This is a genomic window from Rhizobium sp. 42MFCr.1, assembly GCF_000377185.1.
Taxonomy (GTDB): domain Bacteria; phylum Pseudomonadota; class Alphaproteobacteria; order Rhizobiales; family Rhizobiaceae; genus Rhizobium; species Rhizobium altiplani.
The window spans coordinates 1-19916 of the sequence record NZ_KB897820.1 but is presented as its reverse complement, the minus strand read 5'-3'; the positions used below and the strand labels follow the sequence as shown (position 1 = coordinate 19916).

At 60.1% G+C, this 19916-nt stretch carries 18 protein-coding genes; 6 read left to right on the top strand and 12 right to left on the bottom strand.

Annotated features, from left to right (window positions below):
• Positions 1-25: 25 nt before the first annotated feature.
• On the bottom strand, positions 26-1069 hold the full coding sequence (locus tag C934_RS0104085) for an NAD(P)-dependent alcohol dehydrogenase (protein ID WP_018855423.1): 1044 nt from the start codon (positions 1067-1069) through the stop codon (positions 26-28).
• A 432-nt stretch (positions 1070-1501) separates the two neighbouring features.
• Here C934_RS0104085 and C934_RS0104075 point away from each other — a divergent pair, with 432 nt between their 5' ends.
• From C934_RS0104075 to C934_RS0104050, 6 genes are all read left to right on the top strand, one after another.
• Entirely contained in the window at positions 1502-1957 is a 456-nt protein-coding gene (locus tag C934_RS0104075) for a PTS sugar transporter subunit IIA (RefSeq protein WP_018855421.1), read from the top strand.
• Positions 1958-2346: 389 nt separating this feature from the next.
• Positions 2347-3372, top strand: coding sequence for a sulfate ABC transporter substrate-binding protein (locus C934_RS0104070; protein WP_018855420.1), 1026 nt, complete (start codon positions 2347-2349; stop codon positions 3370-3372).
• An 8-nt stretch (positions 3373-3380) separates the two neighbouring features.
• Positions 3381-4238 (top strand): sulfate ABC transporter permease subunit CysT, encoded by an 858-nt coding sequence (gene cysT / locus C934_RS0104065; RefSeq protein WP_026371539.1) that lies wholly within the window; start codon positions 3381-3383, stop codon positions 4236-4238.
• Positions 4228-5097, top strand: a complete 870-nt coding sequence (gene cysW, locus C934_RS0104060; protein ID WP_018855418.1) for a sulfate ABC transporter permease subunit CysW — start codon at positions 4228-4230, stop codon at positions 5095-5097. The genes cysT and cysW overlap by 11 nt, the downstream gene beginning before the upstream one ends.
• Positions 5098-5107: 10 nt before the next feature.
• Positions 5108-6154 carry a sulfate/molybdate ABC transporter ATP-binding protein gene (locus C934_RS0104055; RefSeq protein WP_018855417.1) on the top strand — a complete coding sequence of 349 codons (1047 nt, stop codon included), beginning with the start codon at positions 5108-5110 and terminating at the stop codon, positions 6152-6154.
• A 271-nt stretch (positions 6155-6425) separates the two neighbouring features.
• A complete protein-coding gene (locus tag C934_RS0104050; protein ID WP_026371538.1) occupies positions 6426-7253 on the top strand; it encodes a cell wall hydrolase in 828 nt (275 codons plus the stop codon).
• 11 nt (positions 7254-7264) lie between these two features.
• Here C934_RS0104050 and C934_RS0104045 read toward each other — a convergent pair whose 3' ends face one another.
• The 11 genes from C934_RS0104045 to C934_RS0103995 all read right to left on the bottom strand — a co-directional run.
• Positions 7265-8320 (bottom strand): ABC transporter ATP-binding protein, encoded by a 1056-nt coding sequence (locus C934_RS0104045; RefSeq protein ID WP_018855415.1) that lies wholly within the window; start codon positions 8318-8320, stop codon positions 7265-7267.
• 5 nt (positions 8321-8325) lie between these two features.
• On the bottom strand, positions 8326-9156 hold the full coding sequence (locus C934_RS0104040; protein ID WP_018855414.1) for a carbohydrate ABC transporter permease: 831 nt from the start codon (positions 9154-9156) through the stop codon (positions 8326-8328).
• A 4-nt stretch (positions 9157-9160) separates the two neighbouring features.
• Positions 9161-10096: a carbohydrate ABC transporter permease gene (locus C934_RS0104035; RefSeq protein WP_018855413.1), complete on the bottom strand. Its 936-nt coding sequence runs from the start codon at positions 10094-10096 to the stop codon at positions 9161-9163.
• 84 nt (positions 10097-10180) lie between these two features.
• Positions 10181-11440, bottom strand: a complete 1260-nt coding sequence (locus tag C934_RS0104030) for an ABC transporter substrate-binding protein (RefSeq protein WP_018855412.1) — start codon at positions 11438-11440, stop codon at positions 10181-10183.
• A gap of 37 nt (positions 11441-11477) precedes the next feature.
• On the bottom strand, positions 11478-12644 hold the full coding sequence (locus C934_RS0104025) for a PLP-dependent transferase (protein WP_018855411.1): 1167 nt from the start codon (positions 12642-12644) through the stop codon (positions 11478-11480).
• Positions 12641-13363, bottom strand: a complete 723-nt coding sequence (locus C934_RS0104020; RefSeq protein WP_018855410.1) for a FadR/GntR family transcriptional regulator — start codon at positions 13361-13363, stop codon at positions 12641-12643. The genes C934_RS0104025 and C934_RS0104020 overlap by 4 nt, the downstream gene beginning before the upstream one ends.
• 632 nt (positions 13364-13995) lie before the next feature.
• Positions 13996-15327, bottom strand: a complete 1332-nt coding sequence (locus tag C934_RS0104015) for a type II toxin-antitoxin system HipA family toxin (protein ID WP_018855409.1) — start codon at positions 15325-15327, stop codon at positions 13996-13998.
• The gene (locus tag C934_RS0104010; RefSeq protein WP_245267903.1) at positions 15324-15623 is read right to left on the bottom strand and encodes a helix-turn-helix domain-containing protein; all 300 of its coding nucleotides are present in this window, start codon (positions 15621-15623) and stop codon (positions 15324-15326) included. Before C934_RS0104010 ends, C934_RS0104015 begins: the two co-directional genes overlap by 4 nt.
• Before the next feature lie 630 nt (positions 15624-16253).
• Positions 16254-16586, bottom strand: a complete 333-nt coding sequence (locus C934_RS0104005) for a type II toxin-antitoxin system TacA family antitoxin (protein WP_272481243.1) — start codon at positions 16584-16586, stop codon at positions 16254-16256.
• 215 nt (positions 16587-16801) lie between these two features.
• Complete coding sequence (locus C934_RS0104000) at positions 16802-17986, bottom strand: GTP-binding protein (RefSeq protein WP_037089261.1); 1185 nt, start codon at positions 17984-17986, stop codon at positions 16802-16804.
• A gap of 103 nt (positions 17987-18089) precedes the next feature.
• On the bottom strand, positions 18090-19916 hold a 1827-nt coding region (locus C934_RS0103995; protein WP_018855405.1), incomplete at its 5' end, for a DUF4082 domain-containing protein.

Below are 19916 nucleotides of genomic sequence, written 5' to 3'. Positions count from 1 at the left end.
AACAGAGCCTGCGAAAACCGTCGCCCTACCCCATCACGATCTGCAGCTTCACGTCACTCGGACGCGCTTCGACGGCGCGATCGAAGGCGGCAATGGAATCCTCGAAGCTGAATGTCTCCGAGATCAGCGGCTTGAGATCGACACGGCCGGAGCCGAGCAGCGCAATCGAACGCTCGTATTGGTGTGCGTAGCGGAACACCGTCTCGATGCGGATTTCCTTTGTCGAGGCCGTCGAGAGATCGAAGCCGATCGGATTGACCGGCAGACCGACGGCGACGATGACGCCGCCCGGACGGGGCAGTTCCATGATGGTTTCCCAGGCCTTTGGCGAGCCGGAGCATTCGAAGATCACATCAGCGCCCCACCCATCCGTCAGGCGAGCCACTTCCTCGACGAGGTTCCTCTCGCGGATATTGACCGGGATGACACCCTGATATTGGGCCGCAATGTCGAGCTTTGGTTGGGCCAGATCAGCAACGACAGCGCGAGCACACCCACCGGCAAGAGCGGCAATCGCCACCATCGTGCCGATCGGGCCGGCACCAAGCACGACGGCCGTATCGCCAGGGCTGATCTTCGCCTTGGCTGCGGCCTGCATGCCGACCGCGAAGGGCTCGACCATGGCGCCTTCGGCGAAGCTGACGCCATCAGGAAGCTTGTAGGTATAATTGGCCGGATGCACGACTTCTGATGTCAGCACCCCGTGGACCGGCGGAGTGGCCCAGAAGGCAACGGCCGGGTCGACATTGTACATTCCAAGGCGACTCGCCTTGGAATTGGGGTCGGGGATACCGGGCTCCATGCAGACGCGGTCGCCGACTTTCAGATGCGTGACGCCGGCGCCGACCTCGACGACGGTGCCGGCCGCTTCGTGTCCGAGCACCATCGGTTCGTTGACGATGAAGGGACCGATCTTGCCATGGGTGTAGTAATGCACATCGGAACCGCAAACCCCGACGGTATGGATCCTGATCTTCACCTGTCCCGGGCCTGTCTCCATTGGCAAATCGATGTCGCGAAGCGCGAGTTCATGCTGGCGCTCGAGCACCAGCGCGCGGACTTTGGCCATTTGTGTGTTTCCTTCCCGGTTGGCGCCCGCTCTTGTCTGGGCGCGGCGGCTTTCGGACGGACTATATGATCCGAAGCCTTCGCATTCAATCGTACCTAGAAGGCTTTTGCTCAAGAAAAGTTCAAATGCTCATTTTGTTTGAGATCTGATCAGCCGGAGGTGACGAGATTTATCGCTGACGATGGTCCACCGGGAACCGCCGATCAATTCATTTCTAGAAACTGATCGCTTGCCTGAATTTTCCTCGATCAGTGGTTGGAAGCTTGGGTGATCTTTATGCCGTCCTTATATTTGTAGTCGTTTATCACGCTCGAACCTTTATCCCGTCTGAGCCTATGAACGCGGAGCCAGGCGACCCACGAAACCGGCTGGCGACAGCGACAGTCCTGGCTGATCCCCGGACCCGCCCGCACGAACGACAAGAGAGACTTCATGGACCTTTCGATGATCATCCGTCCCGAGCACACCTTCATCGGTGTGTCGGTGGCGACGAAATGGAAGGCGTTGGCGAATATTGCTGAGAAAGCCGCCATCGCCTTCCATGTCGAGGAGAGGAAGATACTCCAGGCTCTGGAGAGCCGTGAGAGCCTTGGATCGACGGGGATCGGCAATGGTGTCGCCGTTCCGCACGCTGTCGTCGAAGGGCTGACACATCCGCGTGGCTTGCTCGTGCGCTTTGCGCGGCCACTGGATTTCGAGGCCGTCGACGACGTGCCGACAGACATTGCCTTCGCGCTTCTGTTTGGCGAGGCCAACCGCGGCGAGTATCTGAACGTGCTGGCGGCAATCGCGCGTCAGCTGCAGGCGCCGGGGGTTCTTGCAGCCATGCGCAAGGCCAGGACCGTCGAAGAACTCTATTCTGATTTCCTGGCGGATTCGCGTCTTTGACGAACCGGTAGATCTCTCCGATTTGGCTCGGTGTTCCAACGCCGCGGGCCCAGGCTGCCGTCCGGACCCGGCAGACAGGATCGCACCGAATGCCTCTCGACCATAGTTCGCCTCGTTGCTGACGACAGCTTCGGCTTCTCGCCGCTCGGTGGACCCGCCAGCCGGTGCATCCGATCCGATTCAGGCGATATCGATGAGGATAAGCGCCCGCAGACGGGCTGTGTTCACGGGTGCACCTGAAGGTCCGGCGTGCCCGAGGGAGCAAGTCCATTTCCAAAGTGGCTTCCAAATGGGATGCCATTCCAGAGTTGAGGGAGGAACAGAAACATTCTTCGTTTCATTATACGACTGACTTGGTAGAGTTTCGGCCATCAACGAAGGAGGTTTCCATGCAGTCCATAAGGATCACACGGCTTCTCGCGGCTGTGGCGCTGGCAGGCAGCGTCGCAATCGGGGCTGTCGCTCCCGCACTCGCGGATCAGACGCTTCTCAACGTATCCTACGATCCGACGAGAGAACTGTATAAGGATTTCAACGCCGCCTTCGCTGCGAAGTGGCAGAAGGACACCGGTGAAGCGGTCACCGTCAAGGCTTCTCATGGTGGCTCTGGCGCACAGGCACGTTCTGTCATCGACGGGCTTGATGCCGATGTCGTAACCCTCGCCCTCGAGGGCGATATCGACGCGATTGCCAAGAAGACTGGAAAGATCCCTGCCGACTGGAAGACCAAGTTCCCGAACAACTCGACGCCGTACACCTCCACGATCGTCTTCCTTGTGCGCAAGGGCAATCCGAAGGGTATCAAGGACTGGGCTGATCTGGTGAAGGATGATGTCCAGGTCATCACGCCCAATCCGAAGACGTCGGGTGGTGCGCGCTGGAACTTCCTGGCCGCCTGGGCATGGGCCAAGCAGGCCAATGGCGGCGATGACGCCAAGGCACAGGAATATGTAACAAAGCTCCTGCAGCATGTCCCGGTACTCGACACCGGTGCGCGCGGCGCAACGACGACCTTCGTGCAGCGCGGCCTCGGCGACGTCCTCCTTGCCTGGGAGAATGAGGCCTATCTCTCCCTGGAAGAACTCGGTCCCGACCAGTTTGAGATCGTCACCCCGGCCTTCTCGATCCGCGCGGACCCCCCGGTCGCAGTCGTTGACGGCAACGTCGACAAGAAGGGCACCCGCAAGCTCGCTGAAGCCTATCTGAATTATCTCTATTCGGACGAAGGCCAGAAGATTGCTGCCAAGCACTTCTACCGGCCGATCAAGCCCGAAGCTGCCGACAAGGCAGACATTGCGCGCTTCCCGAACCTGAAGCTGGCGACAATCGATGATTTCGGTGGCTGGAAGGACGCGCAGCCGAAATTCTTCGGCGATGGCGGCGTATTTGACCAAATCTACAAGCCGGCACAATAATACGTCGCATGAAATCATATAGCCCCACGCGGTGGCGGTTCAGACGGCCGAGCGTCATTCCAGGCTTTGGAATGGCGCTCGGCCTTACCTTGACCTGGCTCACCCTTCTGATCCTCATTCCGCTTTCGGGCCTTGCCTGGCGGTCGAGCGAGCTCGGCTGGACAAAATTCCTGGCCATCGCCTTCGATCCTCGAACGCTGAGTGCTCTTCGCATCAGCTTTGGAACCGCCTTCGCAGCCGCCTGCCTCAATGCCGCCTTCGGCGTGGTTCTGGCCTGGGTGCTCGTGCGCTACCGCTTCCCTGGCAAGCGCATCATAGATGCCATGGTCGATTTGCCGTTTGCATTGCCGACCGCCGTGGCCGGTATTGCGCTCGCAACACTTTATGCGCCGAATGGCTGGATCGGCCAGTTCCTGACACCACTCGGCATCAAGATCGCCTTCACGCCGCTTGGTATCGTCATTGCCCTGGTCTTCGTCGGCCTTCCCTTCGTCGTGCGGACGGTCCAGCCCGTCATGGAGGAGATCGACAAGGAGGTGGAAGAAGCTGCCGCAACGCTTGGCGCCACGCGTCTGCAGACGATCTTCCGCGTTTTGCTGCCGGGCCTTGCCCCACCTGTCCTGACGGGTTTTGCGCTCGCCTTCGCCCGCGGCGTCGGCGAGTATGGCTCGGTGATCTTTATTGCCGGCAATCTTCCGTTCCGGTCGGAGATTGCGCCGCTTCTGATCGTCATCAAGCTCGAAGAATACAATTATGCAGCTGCGACGGGCATCGCGGCCGTGATGCTGGTCATCTCGTTTGCCATGTTGCTGATCATCAACCTCATCCAGAGCTGGAGCAGACGGAGATATGGTTATGGCACTTGATACCGTCGCTCCGACAAAGGTGCGCTCCGCCGTTACCGAGCACCGGTTCGCGCGGTGGACGCTGATCCTTGTCTCTCTCACTTTCCTGACGCTGATCCTGCTTCTGCCCCTGGCAGCCGTTTTCGTCGAAGCCTTCCGCAAGGGCGCCGGACCGTTCCTCGAGGCGCTCCAGGACGAGGAGACCTTTTCCGCCATTCGCCTGACCCTCATCGTCGCGGGTGTCAGCGTGCCTCTCAACCTGTCTTTTGGAGTGGCGGCCGCCTGGGCGATTGCCAAGTTCGAGTTCAAGGGCAAGGCTCTTCTGACAACGCTGATCGACCTGCCCTTCTCGGTCTCGCCGGTCATTTCGGGCCTGGTCTTCGTCCTGTTGCTTGGTGCCAATACCTATCTTGGTCATTGGCTGAGCGCCTACAACATCAAGATCCTGTTTGCCGTTCCGGGGCTCATTCTCGCGACCATGTTCGTCACCTTTCCCTTCGTGGCGCGCGAGCTGATCCCCCTGATGCAGGAACAGGGCACGGGTGACGAAGAGGCGGCGATATCGCTCGGGGCCAGTGGCTGGCAGACCTTCTGGCATGTGACCTTGCCGAACATCAAATGGGGTCTGCTCTACGGCGTGCTGCTCTGCAACGCCCGCGCCATGGGCGAGTTCGGCGCCGTTTCCGTGGTCTCCGGTCACATCCGGGGACAGACGAACACCATGCCGCTGCAGGTGGAAATTCTCTATAACGAGTACAATTTCACCGGCGCGTTCGCCGTCGCCACCCTGCTTGCCTTGCTTGCGCTCGTGACCCTTGTTTTAAAGACGCTGCTCGAGATGCGATACAGTGAAGAAATCGCCGCCAGCCGACGGCACTGAAGGAATTAGAATGGAAGTTCGCGTACAAAACCTGCGCAAGGAATTCGACCGCTTTCCGGCGCTGCACGACGTCTCGCTCGACATACATTCCGGTGAACTGATTGCGCTGCTCGGACCCTCTGGTTCCGGCAAGACGACCTTGCTGCGTCTTATTGCCGGTCTCGAGAGCCCGACAGAAGGGTCGATCTATTTCGGCGACGAGGATGCGTCGAAAAAGACCGTGCAGCAGCGCAATATCGGCTTCGTGTTCCAGCATTATGCCCTCTTCAGGCATATGACCGTGCTCGACAATGTCTCCTTCGGCCTGAAAGTGCGCGATGGTAAGCGGCGCCCGCCCAAGGCTGAGATCCGCAGGCGGGCTCTGGAGCTTCTCGACCTCGTTCAGCTCTCCGGCCTGGAGAAGCGCTATCCGGCCCAGCTTTCCGGCGGCCAGCGTCAGCGCGTGGCGCTTGCGCGTGCCATGGCGGTTGAGCCGAACGTGCTTCTGCTTGACGAGCCCTTCGGCGCGCTCGACGCCCAGGTGCGCAAGGACCTGCGCAAATGGCTGCGCGAGATCCATGATCGCACCGGCCACACCACCGTCTTCGTCACGCACGACCAGGACGAGGCAATGGAGCTTGCCGACCGCGTGGTCGTCATGAGCCAGGGCGCGATCGAGCAGATCGGAACACCCGACGAGGTATACGACAACCCGAACTCGCCCTTCGTCTTTGGCTTTGTCGGACAGTCGAACTGTCTCGAGGTGCGGGTCAATGGCGGCGAGATCTGGTTCGAGGACCGGCCGCTCGGGCTGAAGGTCGAGAGCGAAGCGGATGGAGACGCCCAGCTTTACTTCCGGCCGCACGATATCGAGTTGCGGGACGGCTGCGGCGGCTGCATCGCCGGTCTGCTGACGACAAGCCGGCGCGTTGCCGGCACGCGCCACATCGAGGTCGACATCGGCAAGGGACATCCGCCCATCGAACTCGAACTGTCGCCTTCGCAGGCAGGGGCGCTCGATCGCACGCGAATCGCCTTCAGACCGACACGGTGGAAGTTGTTCCGGCCGGTTTTATAGTGACGGGTCCACGCGGCCGATAGCGGCACGAATCAGCATGCTGCGCGGGCCGATTTCGGTGGTTGCATCCGCCTGGTGGCCATCACCTGCGATGGAAGATCTCTTTCATTTCAGTGGATGGCGGGGGTGCGAATCAGCCTGTGCAGCCGGGCAAAAGGCGGCCAAATCAAATTGTGATACTAATTGGGTTTGAAATTTACCTGAAACGAAGGTAAAAAAGCGATCACTTAATCGAGAAGGGCTTACTACTCTAAATAGGGGGCACCTGACATTGAGGGCGCATACATCGTTGGGAAAATCTCTCGCCGGGATTTTGCTCGCGGGCGTGGCTGCTGCAGGCTGCACGACCGCACAGCAACCGGCTTCGAAGGTGGTGAGCGACGCCACCAAGCCCAGGAATGCGGCGCACGCGGCGCAATCATCCAAAGTTACCTTCAATTATACGGCCAAGGATCGCGATTGCCTGAAGCGGGCAATGTACTTCGAATCCGAGCATTCTGATCGCGACGGCTACATGGCGGTCGGAACCGTGGTCATGAACCGTCTGACGTCGGGCGCCTATCCCGATTCAATCTGCGGTGTCGTTGCCCAACAGAGGCAGTTTGCACCTGGCGTGATGACGCGCGAAGTCGAGCCTGTGGCCGAGGTTGAACTGGCAGACGCCGCTGACGCAATCTTGCGTGGCGAACGGCATCCGGGCGTCAAGGACGCGATGTTCTTTCACACGGACGGTCTGTCGTTTCCATATCGCAACATGCACTACGTGACGATTGCCGGCGGCAATGCGTTCTACGAGAAGCGTGGCCGGGACGGCGAGCTGCAGACGCCAGCACCCTTGCCCGCATATGAAGTTGCGATGAACTATCTGCCGGGCCGCAGCAGGATGCCGGTGCAGTTCGAGGCGCTTGTTCCGACGACGGTCCCTGTGCCGATCCCGATGCCCGGGGCGGTGGCGACCTTGGGAACGGAACCCACTGCTCCGGCACCGACGGAAGCTGTCGTGCCTGTCAGCACCGACGCGGTGATACCAGTCGCCATTCCGACGCCGAGGCCGGACCTCGATAACGCCGTTCTGCGCGGCAGCCTCGCCCACGGCTGAGGCTGTTCGCCCTACTTCGCCCTGGTTCCATCGGCATCGAAGACGTGCAGATGCTGCGCGGGGAACGAGACGTTGATTGTCGGGCCGGATGTCAACGCGGCCCGGTCGAGCGTGAAGATCTTGAATGGCAGGCCGTGCAGCGACAGGTGCAGGATGATGCCGAAACCGGTCGGCTCGACCAATTCGACGTTCGCGTTCAGACCGCCTTCGCTGGCAATCACAACATGCTCCGGACGAATGCCGAGCGTGACTTTGGCACCGTTTGTCAGCGATAGCGGCGCAGCGAGCGGGACAACCGTTCCGTCCTTCAGGCGGACCCCGCCGTCTGTATAGGTCGCGTCCAGGAAATTCATGCCTGGCGAGCCGATGAAGCCGGCGACGAAGAGGTTGGCGGGAGTATCGTAGAGTTCAAGCGGGCTGCCGACCTGCTGCACGACGCCGCCATGCATGGCGACGATCCTGTCAGCGAGCGTCATCGCCTCGATCTGATCGTGGGTGACATAGATCGAGGTCGCCTTCAGGTCGCCATGCAGTTTCTTGATTTCCGCGCGCATCTGTTCGCGCAGGCGCGCGTCGAGGTTCGACAGCGGCTCATCGAAGAGGAAGGCTTTCGGCTGGCGCACGATGGCACGGCCCATGGCGACGCGCTGGCGCTGGCCGCCCGAAAGCGCCTTCGGCCGGCGTTCGAGCAACGGGTCGAGGCCGAGTTTTGAGGCGGCAGCACCGACGGCGCTGGCGATCTTGTCCTTGGCGGTTTTGCGAAGCTTCAGGCTGTAGCTCATGTTGCCGGCGACATTCATGTGCGGATAGAGCGCGTAGGACTGGAACACCATGGCGATGTCGCGGTCCTTCGGATGCAGCTCGTTGACACGATTGCCGGCAATGCGGATCTCGCCGCCTGTAACGTCCTCGAGGCCAGCGATCATGCGCAGCAGGGTGGACTTGCCGCAGCCCGACGGGCCGACAAGCACGACGAACTCGCCGTCCTTGATCCTGAGGTCGACGTCATGCAGCACTTTGACGGGGCCATAGGCCTTCTTGACGTTCTGGATATCGATCGATGCCATTTTGATTAACCCTTGACCGCGCCGGCCGTCAGGCCCTGGACGAGATAACGCTGGATGAGCAGGAAGAAGAGACCGGCCGGGATGAGCGCGAGCACGCCCGCCGCCATCATCTGCCCGAAATCCACGGAGAATTTGGAAACGAAGGTCAAAAGCCCGACCGGGAAGGTCGCCGCGTCGTTGCCGTTGATCAGCATGAGGGCAAAGAGCAGTTCGCTCCACGCAGCGGTGAAGACAAAGCCGAGCGTCGCGGCGATGCCGGGCAACGTCAGCGGCAGGATGATCTGCCGGAAGGCCGTAAACTGCGTTGCGCCGTCGATCATCGCTGCCTCCTCGAGATCCTTCGGAATGCCGTCGAAGAACGACTGCATCAGGAAGGTGGCAAAGGGCACGTTGAAGGCGGTGTAGACGACGACGAGACCAGTCAGGCTGTTTGTCAGGTGCAGTGGCGTCAAGATCTTGAAGATCGGCGCAACCAGCATGACAAGCGGGAACATCTGCGTCAGCAGCATCAAGGCGACGATCCAGTACTTCGCCCGGAAGTTGAAGCGCGACAGCGCATAGCCCGAAAGCGAAGCGCAGATTGTCACGACGACGGCGGTCGAGGCCGACACGATCAGGCTGTTCTTGAAGAAGGTCGGGAAGGCACTGTGCTGGATGACGAAGGAATAATGTTCAAAGGTCGTCCGTGAAGGCCACATCCGGACGCCTTCCGTATAGAGCAGGTCGTTCGGCGTCACCGACACCTTGAGGAGCCAGAACAGCGGAAACAGCGCAAAGATGATGTAGCAGAGAATGGCCAGGCGATGCGCGATGGTGGGGAGAAGGGATCGCTTCATGGCATCAATCCTTGTTCAGCAGGGTCTGCCGCAGCAGGATGATCAGCATCGAGTAGGCGAGCAGCAGGACGAGCAGCACCAGTGCTATTGCCGAGGCATAGCCGAAGTCCAGGCGCTTGAAGGCCTGCGTGAAGATGTAGCTCGCGACGATCTGCGTCCGGTCGGCCGGTCCGCCGCCGGTCATGACGACGATCAGGTCGGCGAAGTTGGAGACCCAGACGGTGCGCAGCAGCACGGTGATGGCAATCGTCGGCGCGAGGAAGGGCAAGGTGATCGAACGAAACCGCTGGAACCAGCCGGCGCCGTCGATGGAGGCTGCCTCATAGAGATCGCGCGGGATCGCCTGCAGTGCGGCAAGCAGGGTGATCGCGAAGAACGGGATGCCCCACCAGACATTGGCGATAATCGGTCCCCACATCGCATGTTGCGGATCGGAGAGGATGTTGGCAGGCTCGCTCATCAGCCCCAGCGCAAACAGCCAGTGCGGGATTGGCCCGATCACGGGATTGAATAGCCAGGCCCAGTTCAGACCGGCGAGGAAGGATGGGACAGCCCAGGGCAGAAAGACCAGAGCCTGCACGACGCCCCTGCCCCAGAACGGCTTGTCGAGCAGAAGCGCGAGGATGAGGCCGAAGATGAACTGCAGCAGGACGGAGGCGCCCGTCCACAACAGCGTATTCTTCAAGGCACCGTAAAAAGCGGCATCTTGCGAGAGTGCACGGAAATGGTCGAGCCCGATGAAGCCGCCCGAAAAGGGATTGAGCAGCTGGATGTCACGAAACGCGTAGGACACCCCGATCACCAGTGGCACCAGCATCACCGCAATGATCAGGACCAGCGATGGCGCACTGTAGAGATAGGGTTCGGAGGCATCGGCGACGCGCTTCAGCCAGGGGCGTCGGTCCTGGCGCCTTTCCAGCGTATCGGCAGTCATGGTCATCAGACAAAATCCGTTTTGCGGCGCTTGTTGCGCCGTCGCAAGACAGGGAAGGAGGCGGCGGACAGGTCCGCCGCCGGTGGTCCGTTACTTCTTGGCGAGGAACTTCTGCTGTGCCTTGGTCAGATAATCTGCCCACTGGTCAGCCAGTTCCTTCGGCGTGATGTCGCCGAGAAGCGCCTGCTGGGTCGTCTTGATCGCGAGCGAATCCTTGAAGAAGGCGAACTCTTCGAGGTAGGTCGGCATCACGGTCGGAACGATATTCGGATCGGCCAGCTCCTCGAACCAACCCTTGAACTGATCGCCCGCATAGAAGGGATCCTTCTCGGCAGAAGTATGAACCGGAAGTGCGCCCGTCCGCTTGTTCCACTCGATGTTGCCCTCAGGCGATTCAAGTGTCTCGATCAGCTTCCAGGAGAGATCCTTGTTCTGGCTGGTGTTAAACATCGACCAGCCGGCAAAGCCGATAGTCGTGAAGCCCTTGCCGCTCGGGCCGACCGGCATCTTGGTGACGCCGAAATCTTCCGGCTTCATGCGCTGGGCAACCGCGATCAGCGCGTCCGGATCCTGGTCGAGCATCGCGCAGGTGCCTGAGTAGAAGCCGGCGACGGTTTCATTGAAGCCCCAGTTGACGCTGTCCTTCGGCGTCAGGCCCTTCTTGTAGAGATCGACAACCCATTCGAGACCCTTTGCCCAGCCTTCGCTGTTCATGGTCGAGGTGCCGTCCTCGTTGAAGAACTTGTTGGAGCCCGCCATCGTCGCGCCGAACATCACCCAGCCGTTCAGGCCGCCCGGACCACCGCGCAGGCAGTAACCGGACTTGCCCGGGAGCTTGGAGACCTTTTCGGAAGCTGCGACGAAATCGTCAAGCGTCTTCGGCGGCTCGGAAACGCCGGCTTCCTTGAAGAGGTTCTTGTTGTAGAACAGCGCACGCAGGTAGAAGCCGTAGGGCAGCATGTAGGCGGTGTTCTTGACGTCGCGGCCGAGTTCAAGGGCGCGCGGCGTCAGGCCCTTGGTGTGCTCCCACTTGGCAAGGTAGGGCTCGAGGCTTTCGAGCATGCCGTTGTTGGCATAGAGCGAAAGCCAGGTGTCGGGCATTTCCATCACGTCTGGCGTGTCGCCGGCCGAGACCATGGTCGCAAACTTCTGGAAGGCTTCGTTCCAGGGCAGCGAGATGATGTCGACCTTGGTGCCGGGGTTTGCGGCCTCGAACTTGCCGACGATCGATTTCAGGGTCTCGGTTCGTTCGGGGCTGGTGATGACCTCGACCAGTTTCAGCGTGGTATCGGCGAGCGCCGTACCGGCCATCATCGTGGCGAGTAGAGTGGCGGTGATCAGTCTTTTCATGCTTGCTCCCCCTTTTCAGGTTTTTCAGGTTGTCAACTCAAGAGGCGACCGCCAATGCCGCCTCGATGTCCTTCCACAGCGCCTCAGTTCCTTCGAGGCCGACGTGAAGGCGTACTGACCGCGCATGGATCCCGAAGGTATGCGCGGAATTCGGTTGCGCCTTCTGCTGAAGGACGACCTCGCCTGGTACGATCAGGCTTTCATGCCCACCCCAGCTCACTCCCAGTTTGAAGAGCTTGAGGTGATCGGCGAAGGCGCGGATATCGACGCCCTCGCGGAATATGAAGGAAAACAGGCCCGACGTGCCGTTGAGGCCAGCCGGAAGCCGGTTGGCAAGGCCCGGATGGCAGACGGTCTCCACCACGTCGAGTTCCTGCAGGCGCCTGGCGATCGTCATCGCGGCCGCCTCATGCGCTCGCATACGGATCGGTAATGTGCGCAGGCCACGGATCAGAAGCCATGCGTCAAACGGCGAGAGCTTGCCGCCGAGATAGGGGTAGGCCTCTGCCTTGATGCGGGCGATCATCTCCTTCGAGCCGGCAACGACACCGGCCACGACGTCGCTGTGGCCGCCGAGGTATTTCGAGGCCGAATGGATGACGATATCGACGCCGAGTGAAATCGGCTGCTGGAAGTATGGGCTCGCCCAGCTATTGTCGATCATGGTGACAACGCCATGCTTCCTGGCGAGGGCCGCGAGCGCGCCGACATCATGGGCTTCCATCACCCAGCTCGTCGGGCTTTCCATGTAGAAGACCTTGGCGCCGGGCAGCGCCTTGGCTACAGCCTCTTCATCGCGACCATCGACATAGGTCACCTCGACCTTCATGCGCTTCAGGATCGTGCCGAACAGGCGGAAAGCATCGGGATAGACGTGCTTGACGGCAACGATCCGGTCGCCCGGCTCGACGAAGGAGAGCACCGCCGAGGAAATCGCTGCCATGCCGCTTGCAAAGCCGAGCGCATCTTCAGCGCCCTCGAGCTTTGCCAGCATCTCCTCGAACATGCGGACGGTCGGGTTGAGGCCGCGCGTATAGATCGGCCGGACCTTTTCGCCCCGATAGGAGGAGATCATGTCGTCATAGTCGGAAAAGGTAAAAAGCGACGTCTGAAAGATCGGTGGCACGACGGCTTCGGCGAAGTTTCCTTCGTCGTGTGCTGTGATGAGCGAGGCAAGATCGAACGCGTCTGCGCCGTTGTTCATTTCGACATTTCCTTGATATCTTCCTCGACGACCCCGAGGATCTTCAGTGTCTCTTCACGCGCGGCCTCGGCGTCCCGGGCAGCGATCGCGTTGAAGAGCGTGCGGTGAAAGGGAAACGAGCGGCGGGCGAAGTCCTCGCGCTCGAAGGGATGCTCCCAGAACTGCCAGAATGTCTCGCGCATCTGCTCGAGAAGCTGGCGGAAAAGCGGATTGTGGGTGGCATCGTAGATCGCCAGATGGAAGGCAAGGTCTTCGGGCCCCGACGTGCCTTTCTCTATGTGGACGCGCTCCATCTCGTCGAGGTTCTGCTCGATCACGATGAGATCCTTGTCGGTCCGCTTGCGTGCAGCGACCATGCAGGCCTCGCACTCGATCCCGCGACGCACCTCGAGCGTTTGCAAAAGAGCGTTACGCAGATGGCCGGTATCAAGCGACAGCGGCATATGGATTGTCGCCTTCGAAACCGGTTTCAGCAGGTAAGTTCCGCTGCCCTTTCGGGTTTCGATGACGCCGAGCGCCTGGAAATGACGGATCGCTTCGCGAATCGTCGAACGGCCCACCATCAGCGCCGCCATCAGCTCGCGCTCCGCCGGCAGGCGATCGCCTGCCCTCAATTGCGCGCTCTGAACATACTCGGCCAGTGCGTCGGTCACCTGACGTGCCCGATCCATGGCCGGAAGCGGCCGGATAACCGGCCTGTCGCTGCGTGGTGCCTTCATGGTTCCCCAGAATTCTTATAGGCAGTCGACCTGAAATTGGTCTGACATCTTAGCATTTCCAAAAAGCTGCGGAAACGTCAAGGGCAAGTCGGAAGTTAAAGAGCAGATTCTAGATTCTCCCAAGATACGGATCTCGGAAATCGAGGTCGTGGCGAAGGTCAGCGACCCTTACACAAACCTTTAAAAGGCAGACCTCACAGCAGACGCTGAAGGCGCGGGTCGGTCCTTGCCCACCGAGCGGTGCAAACCCGCCGTAGACTTACCGCCGACTATCCGACGGGTTATCAAGCACCGCCAGTTCAGCCTCGGTTGGAACCTCTCGAATATCCTTCGTGGGCGTTCCCGCCATTGCTCCAAGTCGCCCTCACTCCGGAGGACAACGGCAACCATCGCCGCGGACGTCCGCTTCGTCCTTCGCCATCGGCGATGTATGAATGACCTCACACCGAAACGTCGCGCGCGAAAACCCGGAGAAAGAAAAACCACAGCGCCTGCTTGACTAGCAGCAAGTTCCAGCGTCCGTGCAGTGTCGGTATCGCCCTGAACGATTGCGACGAATTCTCGCAGTAAGGTAGCAACCGCCACACCTCATAGGCGGAATTCAACGCTTGGGGCTGAAGCCACCCGTATCATCATCGCTTACGATTTTCGGCCGCTCGTGTTGGCCTGGAAATGCTGTAGTCATTCCGATCGTAGTGCACGCGAAGCGTCTGAGCCGGCCGATTGCCGTTCAAGAATTTGTCGAGTTCAGCAGTACGGGATTTGGATAGCCGGACTTTGTCAGCAAACTGCGGCCACCGGTCTACGGCCGTTCGCACCTGCTCTATAACATACCGAGCGTCTTGATCCGAGATCGAAGCCCCTCTGGCGACCGCCAAGAGGTGAGACATGCCAGGGTTTCTACCTTCCCCAGCTATTGCCGCGCTGTGCTCTCCGCCTGGTCCGGACGAAAAGGTAAGATCGTATGCAGGTGCTAATGACCAACGACCATTCCCGTCCATAAGGAATGCGTGGTTCTTCGCATGGTCGTCGCGATTCTTGGCATATACATTGAACACCATGTTTCGAAACATCTTGAGGACTTCTGCGGCGTCGCGGGTCATTATGTGGGTAAGCTTGTGAAGTTGCTCGTAGGTGAGAGAGGCCTCGCGATGGCTGGCATTCAACAGACCGCTTGCCGTGTGCATGTGAAGCCTACCGGCAGGTATCCTGTCAAAACGCTTCGTTGCAAAAAGCCGCCTTCCCTTCCGGGTGTCGAATAGCTGGGTGTCGGCCATCTCCAGCCCTGCAGCTGCCGCCATGAGCGCATAGGCTTTTTCTTCGGCACCGATCTCCCCCGGATCATTAGAACTGGGCGCTTTGACCATCCATCTTTCAAATCCCGGATCCAACGGCCGGCCGTAGTCCAAAACGCAGGTATTCTCGGCCTTGTTGAAGGCGATCATAATCTTTGGTCGTGCACCTGCGGATCCACCTTGCGCGCCCTGCAAGCTATCGATGTCAGCGACGTCCATTTCTGTCTGCACCAACTCCACTTGATCAGCGAACCAGTCGAGGTCAGCGTCGGTCGGTTGTTTCCGATCGTCCGGCAAATCGGGAACGTATGTCAGCGCGCCCATTCCCGTTCTTCCCACTGCCGAGAGACGGTCGATAGGAGTGAGCTGCGTATAGTCGATGCCCGCTCGCTGGAGACGGCGGTCAAGCAATAGACGACCCCAACCATCAGGCAGGCTGTCGTTGAAGAGCCCATGGAGCCCGTCAAACGGATCGCGAGGCGCTGCAATCAATCCAGTGGCGGCCATCATATGGAATGGTGAAATCAAAAGGGGTGCTGCGAGAAACTCTGCCGAGTACTCGAAGTAGGCCCTCCGTTCCTTGCCGCTCCAAGCGAGCGTGCCGAGCTTCTTCTCATTCCCTTCGAGATTCAGATAGACGTTCATCTGCTGGACTGGTTTGAACTTCATTTCCTGCGCACCCGCTGCCTAAGAGGACGATCAACGACATCATCGATATTCTGCGGCGGCCGACTCGGAAACAATCGCTCGAACTCAACCTCGGCCTCAAGGGCGAAGGCAATTTTCACGAGACTCTCGAGGGAGATTTTTCCACTTTCTTCAAACAGTCTCAACGACCCGTACGAGACATTCGATCTTGCCGCCAGTTCCCGCTGGGTCAGTCCGTGCTCGATCCGCCGGCGCTTCATTCTTTCCGCCAAGCCTCGAATAACTTCCACCGGGGACGACATGTTAAATGTGAACATATTATCACCTAATCGCATTATTGGGAAGTTAATGCCAATATAATAGCATTTAAATATATTGCAAGTCGATGATCTAATCGATCGCCCTGGTATGGTTCGCCGGATGTTCAGGATCATCCGAATACGACAACGTTCAGTTCGCCGATCCTGGCGAGATCCCGTCGTATCGCGATCCTACAGGCAATTGAACATGGTCTCCGACAACGTCCGTCATTCCGCTCCGGCAGCCGAACAGCCGACCCAATGGCGCGGGCGCGTGGCAAGCCAGAAATGACCCTTTGCGCGAATTGCGCCCGCTCAAGGCGGAGGTAAAACCGAAGCCGTCGAGTTGATCCTCAACTCGACCTCGGCTGTGCGCTGTGCTGGAAAAGACAAAAATGCGGAATGCGGCAGCGCATACATATCGACGCCGGCACGCCTGTGTGTGCCACGGAAAAGGGGGCGATCGTGTAGATCCCAACACACGATTGGGCGCAGAAGCGTCGATCGCGCAGAATGTCTTTGAGGCGTTTTGTTTGTGGCTTTGACGCGCATAGCGTCGGAAAAAGTCGTTCTTCGTTGGGTCGCGGCAATCGAAGGACTGACGATGATGCGATTTCGCGATGGCTTCCTCTCTCCAGGAGGGCAGCGTCATAGAGTGTCAGGCAACCCAGCTATTGCCGCCCGCAGCTTCGCATTGGACTTGGGCGGATTTTCCAGCAGCGCGAGCACGCACGCATGATCGCGCGCGGTCAGGCGAACGACCTCCGCCGCCTCGATCACGGCTTCGGCTTCGCGTAAGGCGGCCTGGGTCACGAAGTTGGTCAGGTCGGTGTTGCGCAGCGCAGCGGCGCGCACGAGCTTGGCCTTCGCTTCCGGTGAAACCCGCAAATTCATGCGTTTGTTGTCATCAACGGCAGCCTCGGGCATCTCCGTCTTCCTCCTAAATCGTACATGTTCAAGATGTTCGCGATTGCACCCGATTTTTCAAGATGGTGTGTCTTGATGGTGTACGTTGCCCACCCAATCCCAGGGGGCGTTGCCGGGCTCCCCGCAGAAGGCTAGGCCAAGATCGTCGCTCGGCCATTGGCCATGGAGACTTCCATGTATCGCCGATGCACTGGATCGCTCTTTAGCATGGTGTCAGACGGAACATAGAAAGCATTAGAGAAGTCAACGAGCAAATAGTGTCGCTCGCGCTACCAAACCGGAAACGGATCTTCGAGTGCGGACCAGTCCCGCGGATCCGCACTGGCCAGACACTCGTCCAACGCGCCGCGAACGCCTGTCTCATCCATGCCCACACCAATGAACACCAGCTCCTGCCGACGATCACCCCAGGCGCTGTCCCAGTGGCTCTCCAGACGTTCACGAAACTGCGGATGGACAGGCCAATCTTGCCGGGGCACCGCCGCCCACCAGAGCCCCATCGGTTCGCAGCGCCGCTGCACTCCGGCAGCCGACAGCAGACCCACGTGACGCGGGCGCGTGGCAAGCCAGAAATGGCCCTTTGCGCGAATGACGCCCGCCCAGGGCTCATCCAGGAATGCGCGAAATCGCATGGGATCGAAGGGACTCCTTGCTCTGTATACAAAGCTCGACACCCCATATTCCTCCGTCTCTGGAACATGGGTGCCTGGGCTGTAGAGCTCCTTGTGCCACAACGGGTGGGCGGCAGCCTTTGCCTCATCGAAGCGACCGGTGTCGAGAACGGTCGCGAGAGGAATCCTGCCGAAATCCGTCTCCACCTGGAGCGCATCCGGATTAAGTGCCGCAACCACCCTGCGGACCTCGGTGCGAACGCCCTCGGTCGTGTCCGAGACCTTGTTGATCACCACGACGTCGGCAAATTCGATCTGATCGACCAAAAGGTCAATAAAGGTTCGCCGGTCCTGGCTGTCACGCTCCAGGCCACGATCACGGAGCAGGTCTGCGCTGCTGTAGTCGGCAAGAAGGCTTGCCGCGTCGACGACGGTAATCATCGTGTCAAGTTTCGCAAAATCGGATAGGGAGATCCCATTTTCGTCGCGAAACGAAAAGGTTGCCGCGATGGGGCGTGGCTCGGCAATCCCAGTTCCCTCGATCAACAGATAGTCGTATCGCCCTTCCTCGGCCAGTCGCCGCACTTCCGTCAACAGGTCGTCGCGCAGGGTGCAGCATATGCAACCATTGCTCAGCTCAACCAATGTCTCCGTCGTATGCGACAGGTTGGAGCCGCCATCTCGAATGAGGCTGGCGTCTATGTTCACTTCGCTCATGTCGTTGACAATGACAGCGACCCGCAAGCCCTCGCGGTTGGCCAGTACATGGTTGAGGAGTGCCGTCTTGCCAGCCCCGAGAAAACCGGCGAGCACTGTCACCGGCAGCCTCTTTGTTCCTTCCATCGGCATCCTTTCGATGTCGGCATTTGCGACGACTATTTGCCGCGGCAAGAACCTGCATTGCATTCATTGCATCTGAAGTCGGCCTCTCACTTCGGCCGACCCATCACGCTGCGAGTTGCGGCCGGAAGACCACGTCGGCCCAGTAGTTCGCCGAATCAAAGGTGCTGGTCGGGAAGAGACCCGCGGTCGCGGACCCGCCATAGCTGTAGACGCCGTTCCCACCCGCGGCGGCACTCGAGAGGGCCGTCAGAGGACCGTTGGTGACGCCACTTGTGAAAAAGCCGTCGGTCGCCACATAGGCACCAGTCGTGTGGTAGGACGCCACATAGGTAGTGCCCGCGGTGATGGTAACCGGGGTTGCAAAGTTCACTGTCTGCCAGCCGCTGCCGGTGGTACCGGAATAGGTGGCGGTGGCAAGCTTGGTGCCTCCGGTCGTCCACAGGTCGACGACGTTCTGGCCGTTGTCGTTGGCGTTGCGGTAGAACTTGATGCCGGTGATATCGCCGGCAACGTTTGCCTGGAACTTGACGCCGAGCTCGAGTTGCTGGCCATCGTTGAGGTTCGTCTGGGCCGGTGTGCTGGAGGCACTGAACAGGCTGTAGGTCGTTGGCGCTGCGGCCGTATTGATGCTGAAGGTCTCGCTGGTGGCGAGGCCGGCAATGTCTGTTGCCGTCACCTTGATGTCTGACGTGCCTGATGTCGTCGGCGTGCCGCTGAAGGTGCGCGTCGAGGCATTGAAGCTCAGCCAGGTGGGAAGTGCCGTGCCGTTGGCAGAGGTTGCCGTGTAGGTCAGCGTTTCGCCGCTGTCGACATCGGTGAAGGTGCCGGCCGGCAGCGCGAAGGAGAAGGCGGTGCCGGCCGTGGCGTTCTGGGTGGCGGTCTGGGCCGCCAGAACAGGGGCGTCGTCGGCACCGTGGATGGTGATCGTCAGCGAGGCCGTGGCGGTGGCGCCGGCGGCGTCACGCATGGTGTAGCTGAAGACCTCGTTCAGCGTGTTGGTCGACTGCCGCAGCGCCTGCACCGCGGTGTTGGTCTCGTTGATCGTGTAGCTATAGGCGCCCGTCGCATCGATCAGCAGGCTGCCATAGGTGCCGGCAAGTGCGGTGCCGAGCGTGCCTGTTGTCGCCCCGAAGCTGACCGCCGTGACGGTCTTGGTTTCGTTTTGATCCGGATCCGTGTCGTTAGCAAGCACGTTGCCGCTGGCGACAGAACCGCCCGAACCATTGGCAATGCCGCCCTTCTCGGTCGCATCGCCAGCGTCGGCAACCGCCGTCGGCGTCGTGTTGCCCGGTATCGTGGTGGAGATATTGAAGGTCTCGCTGGTGGCGAGGCCGGCAATGTCTGTTGCCGTCACCTTGATGCCTGAGGTGCCTGTTGCCGTCGGCGTACCGCTGAAGGTCTGCGTCGCGGCGTTGAAGCTCAGCCAGGTGGGAAGAACCGAGCCGTCGCCAGAGGTTGCCGTGTAGGTCAGCGTTTCGCCGCTGTCGACATCGGTGAAAGTGCCGGCCGGCAACGCGAACGAGAAGGCGGTGTTGACCGTGGCATTCTGGGTGGCGGTCTGGGCCGCCAGAACAGGCGCGTCGTCGGCGCCGTGGATGGTGATCGTCAGCGCGGCCGTGGCGGTGGCGCCGGCGGCATCACGCATGGTGTAGCTGAAGATCTCGCTCAGCGTGTTGGTCGACAGCCGCAGCGCCTGTACCGCGGAGTTGGCCTCGTTGATCGTATAGCTATAGGCGCCCGAGGCCGCGAGGACGAGACTGCCATAGGCACCGGCAAGTGCGGTGCCGAGCGTGCCTGTTGTCGCGCCGAAGCTGACGGCCGTGACCGTCTTGGTGTCGCCGGCATCAGGATCGGTGTCGTTAGCAAGCACGTTGCCACTGGCGAGCGAACCACCCGAGCCATTGGCAACGCCGCCCTTTTCGGTCGCATC

Coding starts and splice junctions, on each gene's coding strand:
- C934_RS0104055 (WP_018855417.1), top strand. CDS start 5,108: ATGGAAGTTCGCGTACAAAACCTGCGCAAGGAATTCGACCGCTTTCCG.
- C934_RS0104025 (WP_018855411.1), bottom strand. CDS start 12,644: ATGAACAACGGCGCAGACGCGTTCGATCTTGCCTCGCTCATCACAGCA.
- C934_RS0104040 (WP_018855414.1), bottom strand. CDS start 9,156: ATGAAGCGATCCCTTCTCCCCACCATCGCGCATCGCCTGGCCATTCTC.
- cysW (WP_018855418.1), top strand. CDS start 4,228: ATGGCACTTGATACCGTCGCTCCGACAAAGGTGCGCTCCGCCGTTACC.
- C934_RS0104020 (WP_018855410.1), bottom strand. CDS start 13,363: ATGAAGGCACCACGCAGCGACAGGCCGGTTATCCGGCCGCTTCCGGCC.
- C934_RS0104000 (WP_037089261.1), bottom strand. CDS start 17,986: ATGGAAGGAACAAAGAGGCTGCCGGTGACAGTGCTCGCCGGTTTTCTC.
- C934_RS0104035 (WP_018855413.1), bottom strand. CDS start 10,096: ATGACCATGACTGCCGATACGCTGGAAAGGCGCCAGGACCGACGCCCC.
- C934_RS0104075 (WP_018855421.1), top strand. CDS start 1,502: ATGGACCTTTCGATGATCATCCGTCCCGAGCACACCTTCATCGGTGTG.
- C934_RS0104070 (WP_018855420.1), top strand. CDS start 2,347: ATGCAGTCCATAAGGATCACACGGCTTCTCGCGGCTGTGGCGCTGGCA.
- C934_RS0104015 (WP_018855409.1), bottom strand. CDS start 15,327: ATGAAGTTCAAACCAGTCCAGCAGATGAACGTCTATCTGAATCTCGAA.
- C934_RS0104010 (WP_245267903.1), bottom strand. CDS start 15,623: ATGTTCACATTTAACATGTCGTCCCCGGTGGAAGTTATTCGAGGCTTG.
- C934_RS0104030 (WP_018855412.1), bottom strand. CDS start 11,440: ATGAAAAGACTGATCACCGCCACTCTACTCGCCACGATGATGGCCGGT.
- cysT (WP_026371539.1), top strand. CDS start 3,381: ATGAAATCATATAGCCCCACGCGGTGGCGGTTCAGACGGCCGAGCGTC.
- C934_RS0104085 (WP_018855423.1), bottom strand. CDS start 1,069: ATGGCCAAAGTCCGCGCGCTGGTGCTCGAGCGCCAGCATGAACTCGCG.
- C934_RS0104045 (WP_018855415.1), bottom strand. CDS start 8,320: ATGGCATCGATCGATATCCAGAACGTCAAGAAGGCCTATGGCCCCGTC.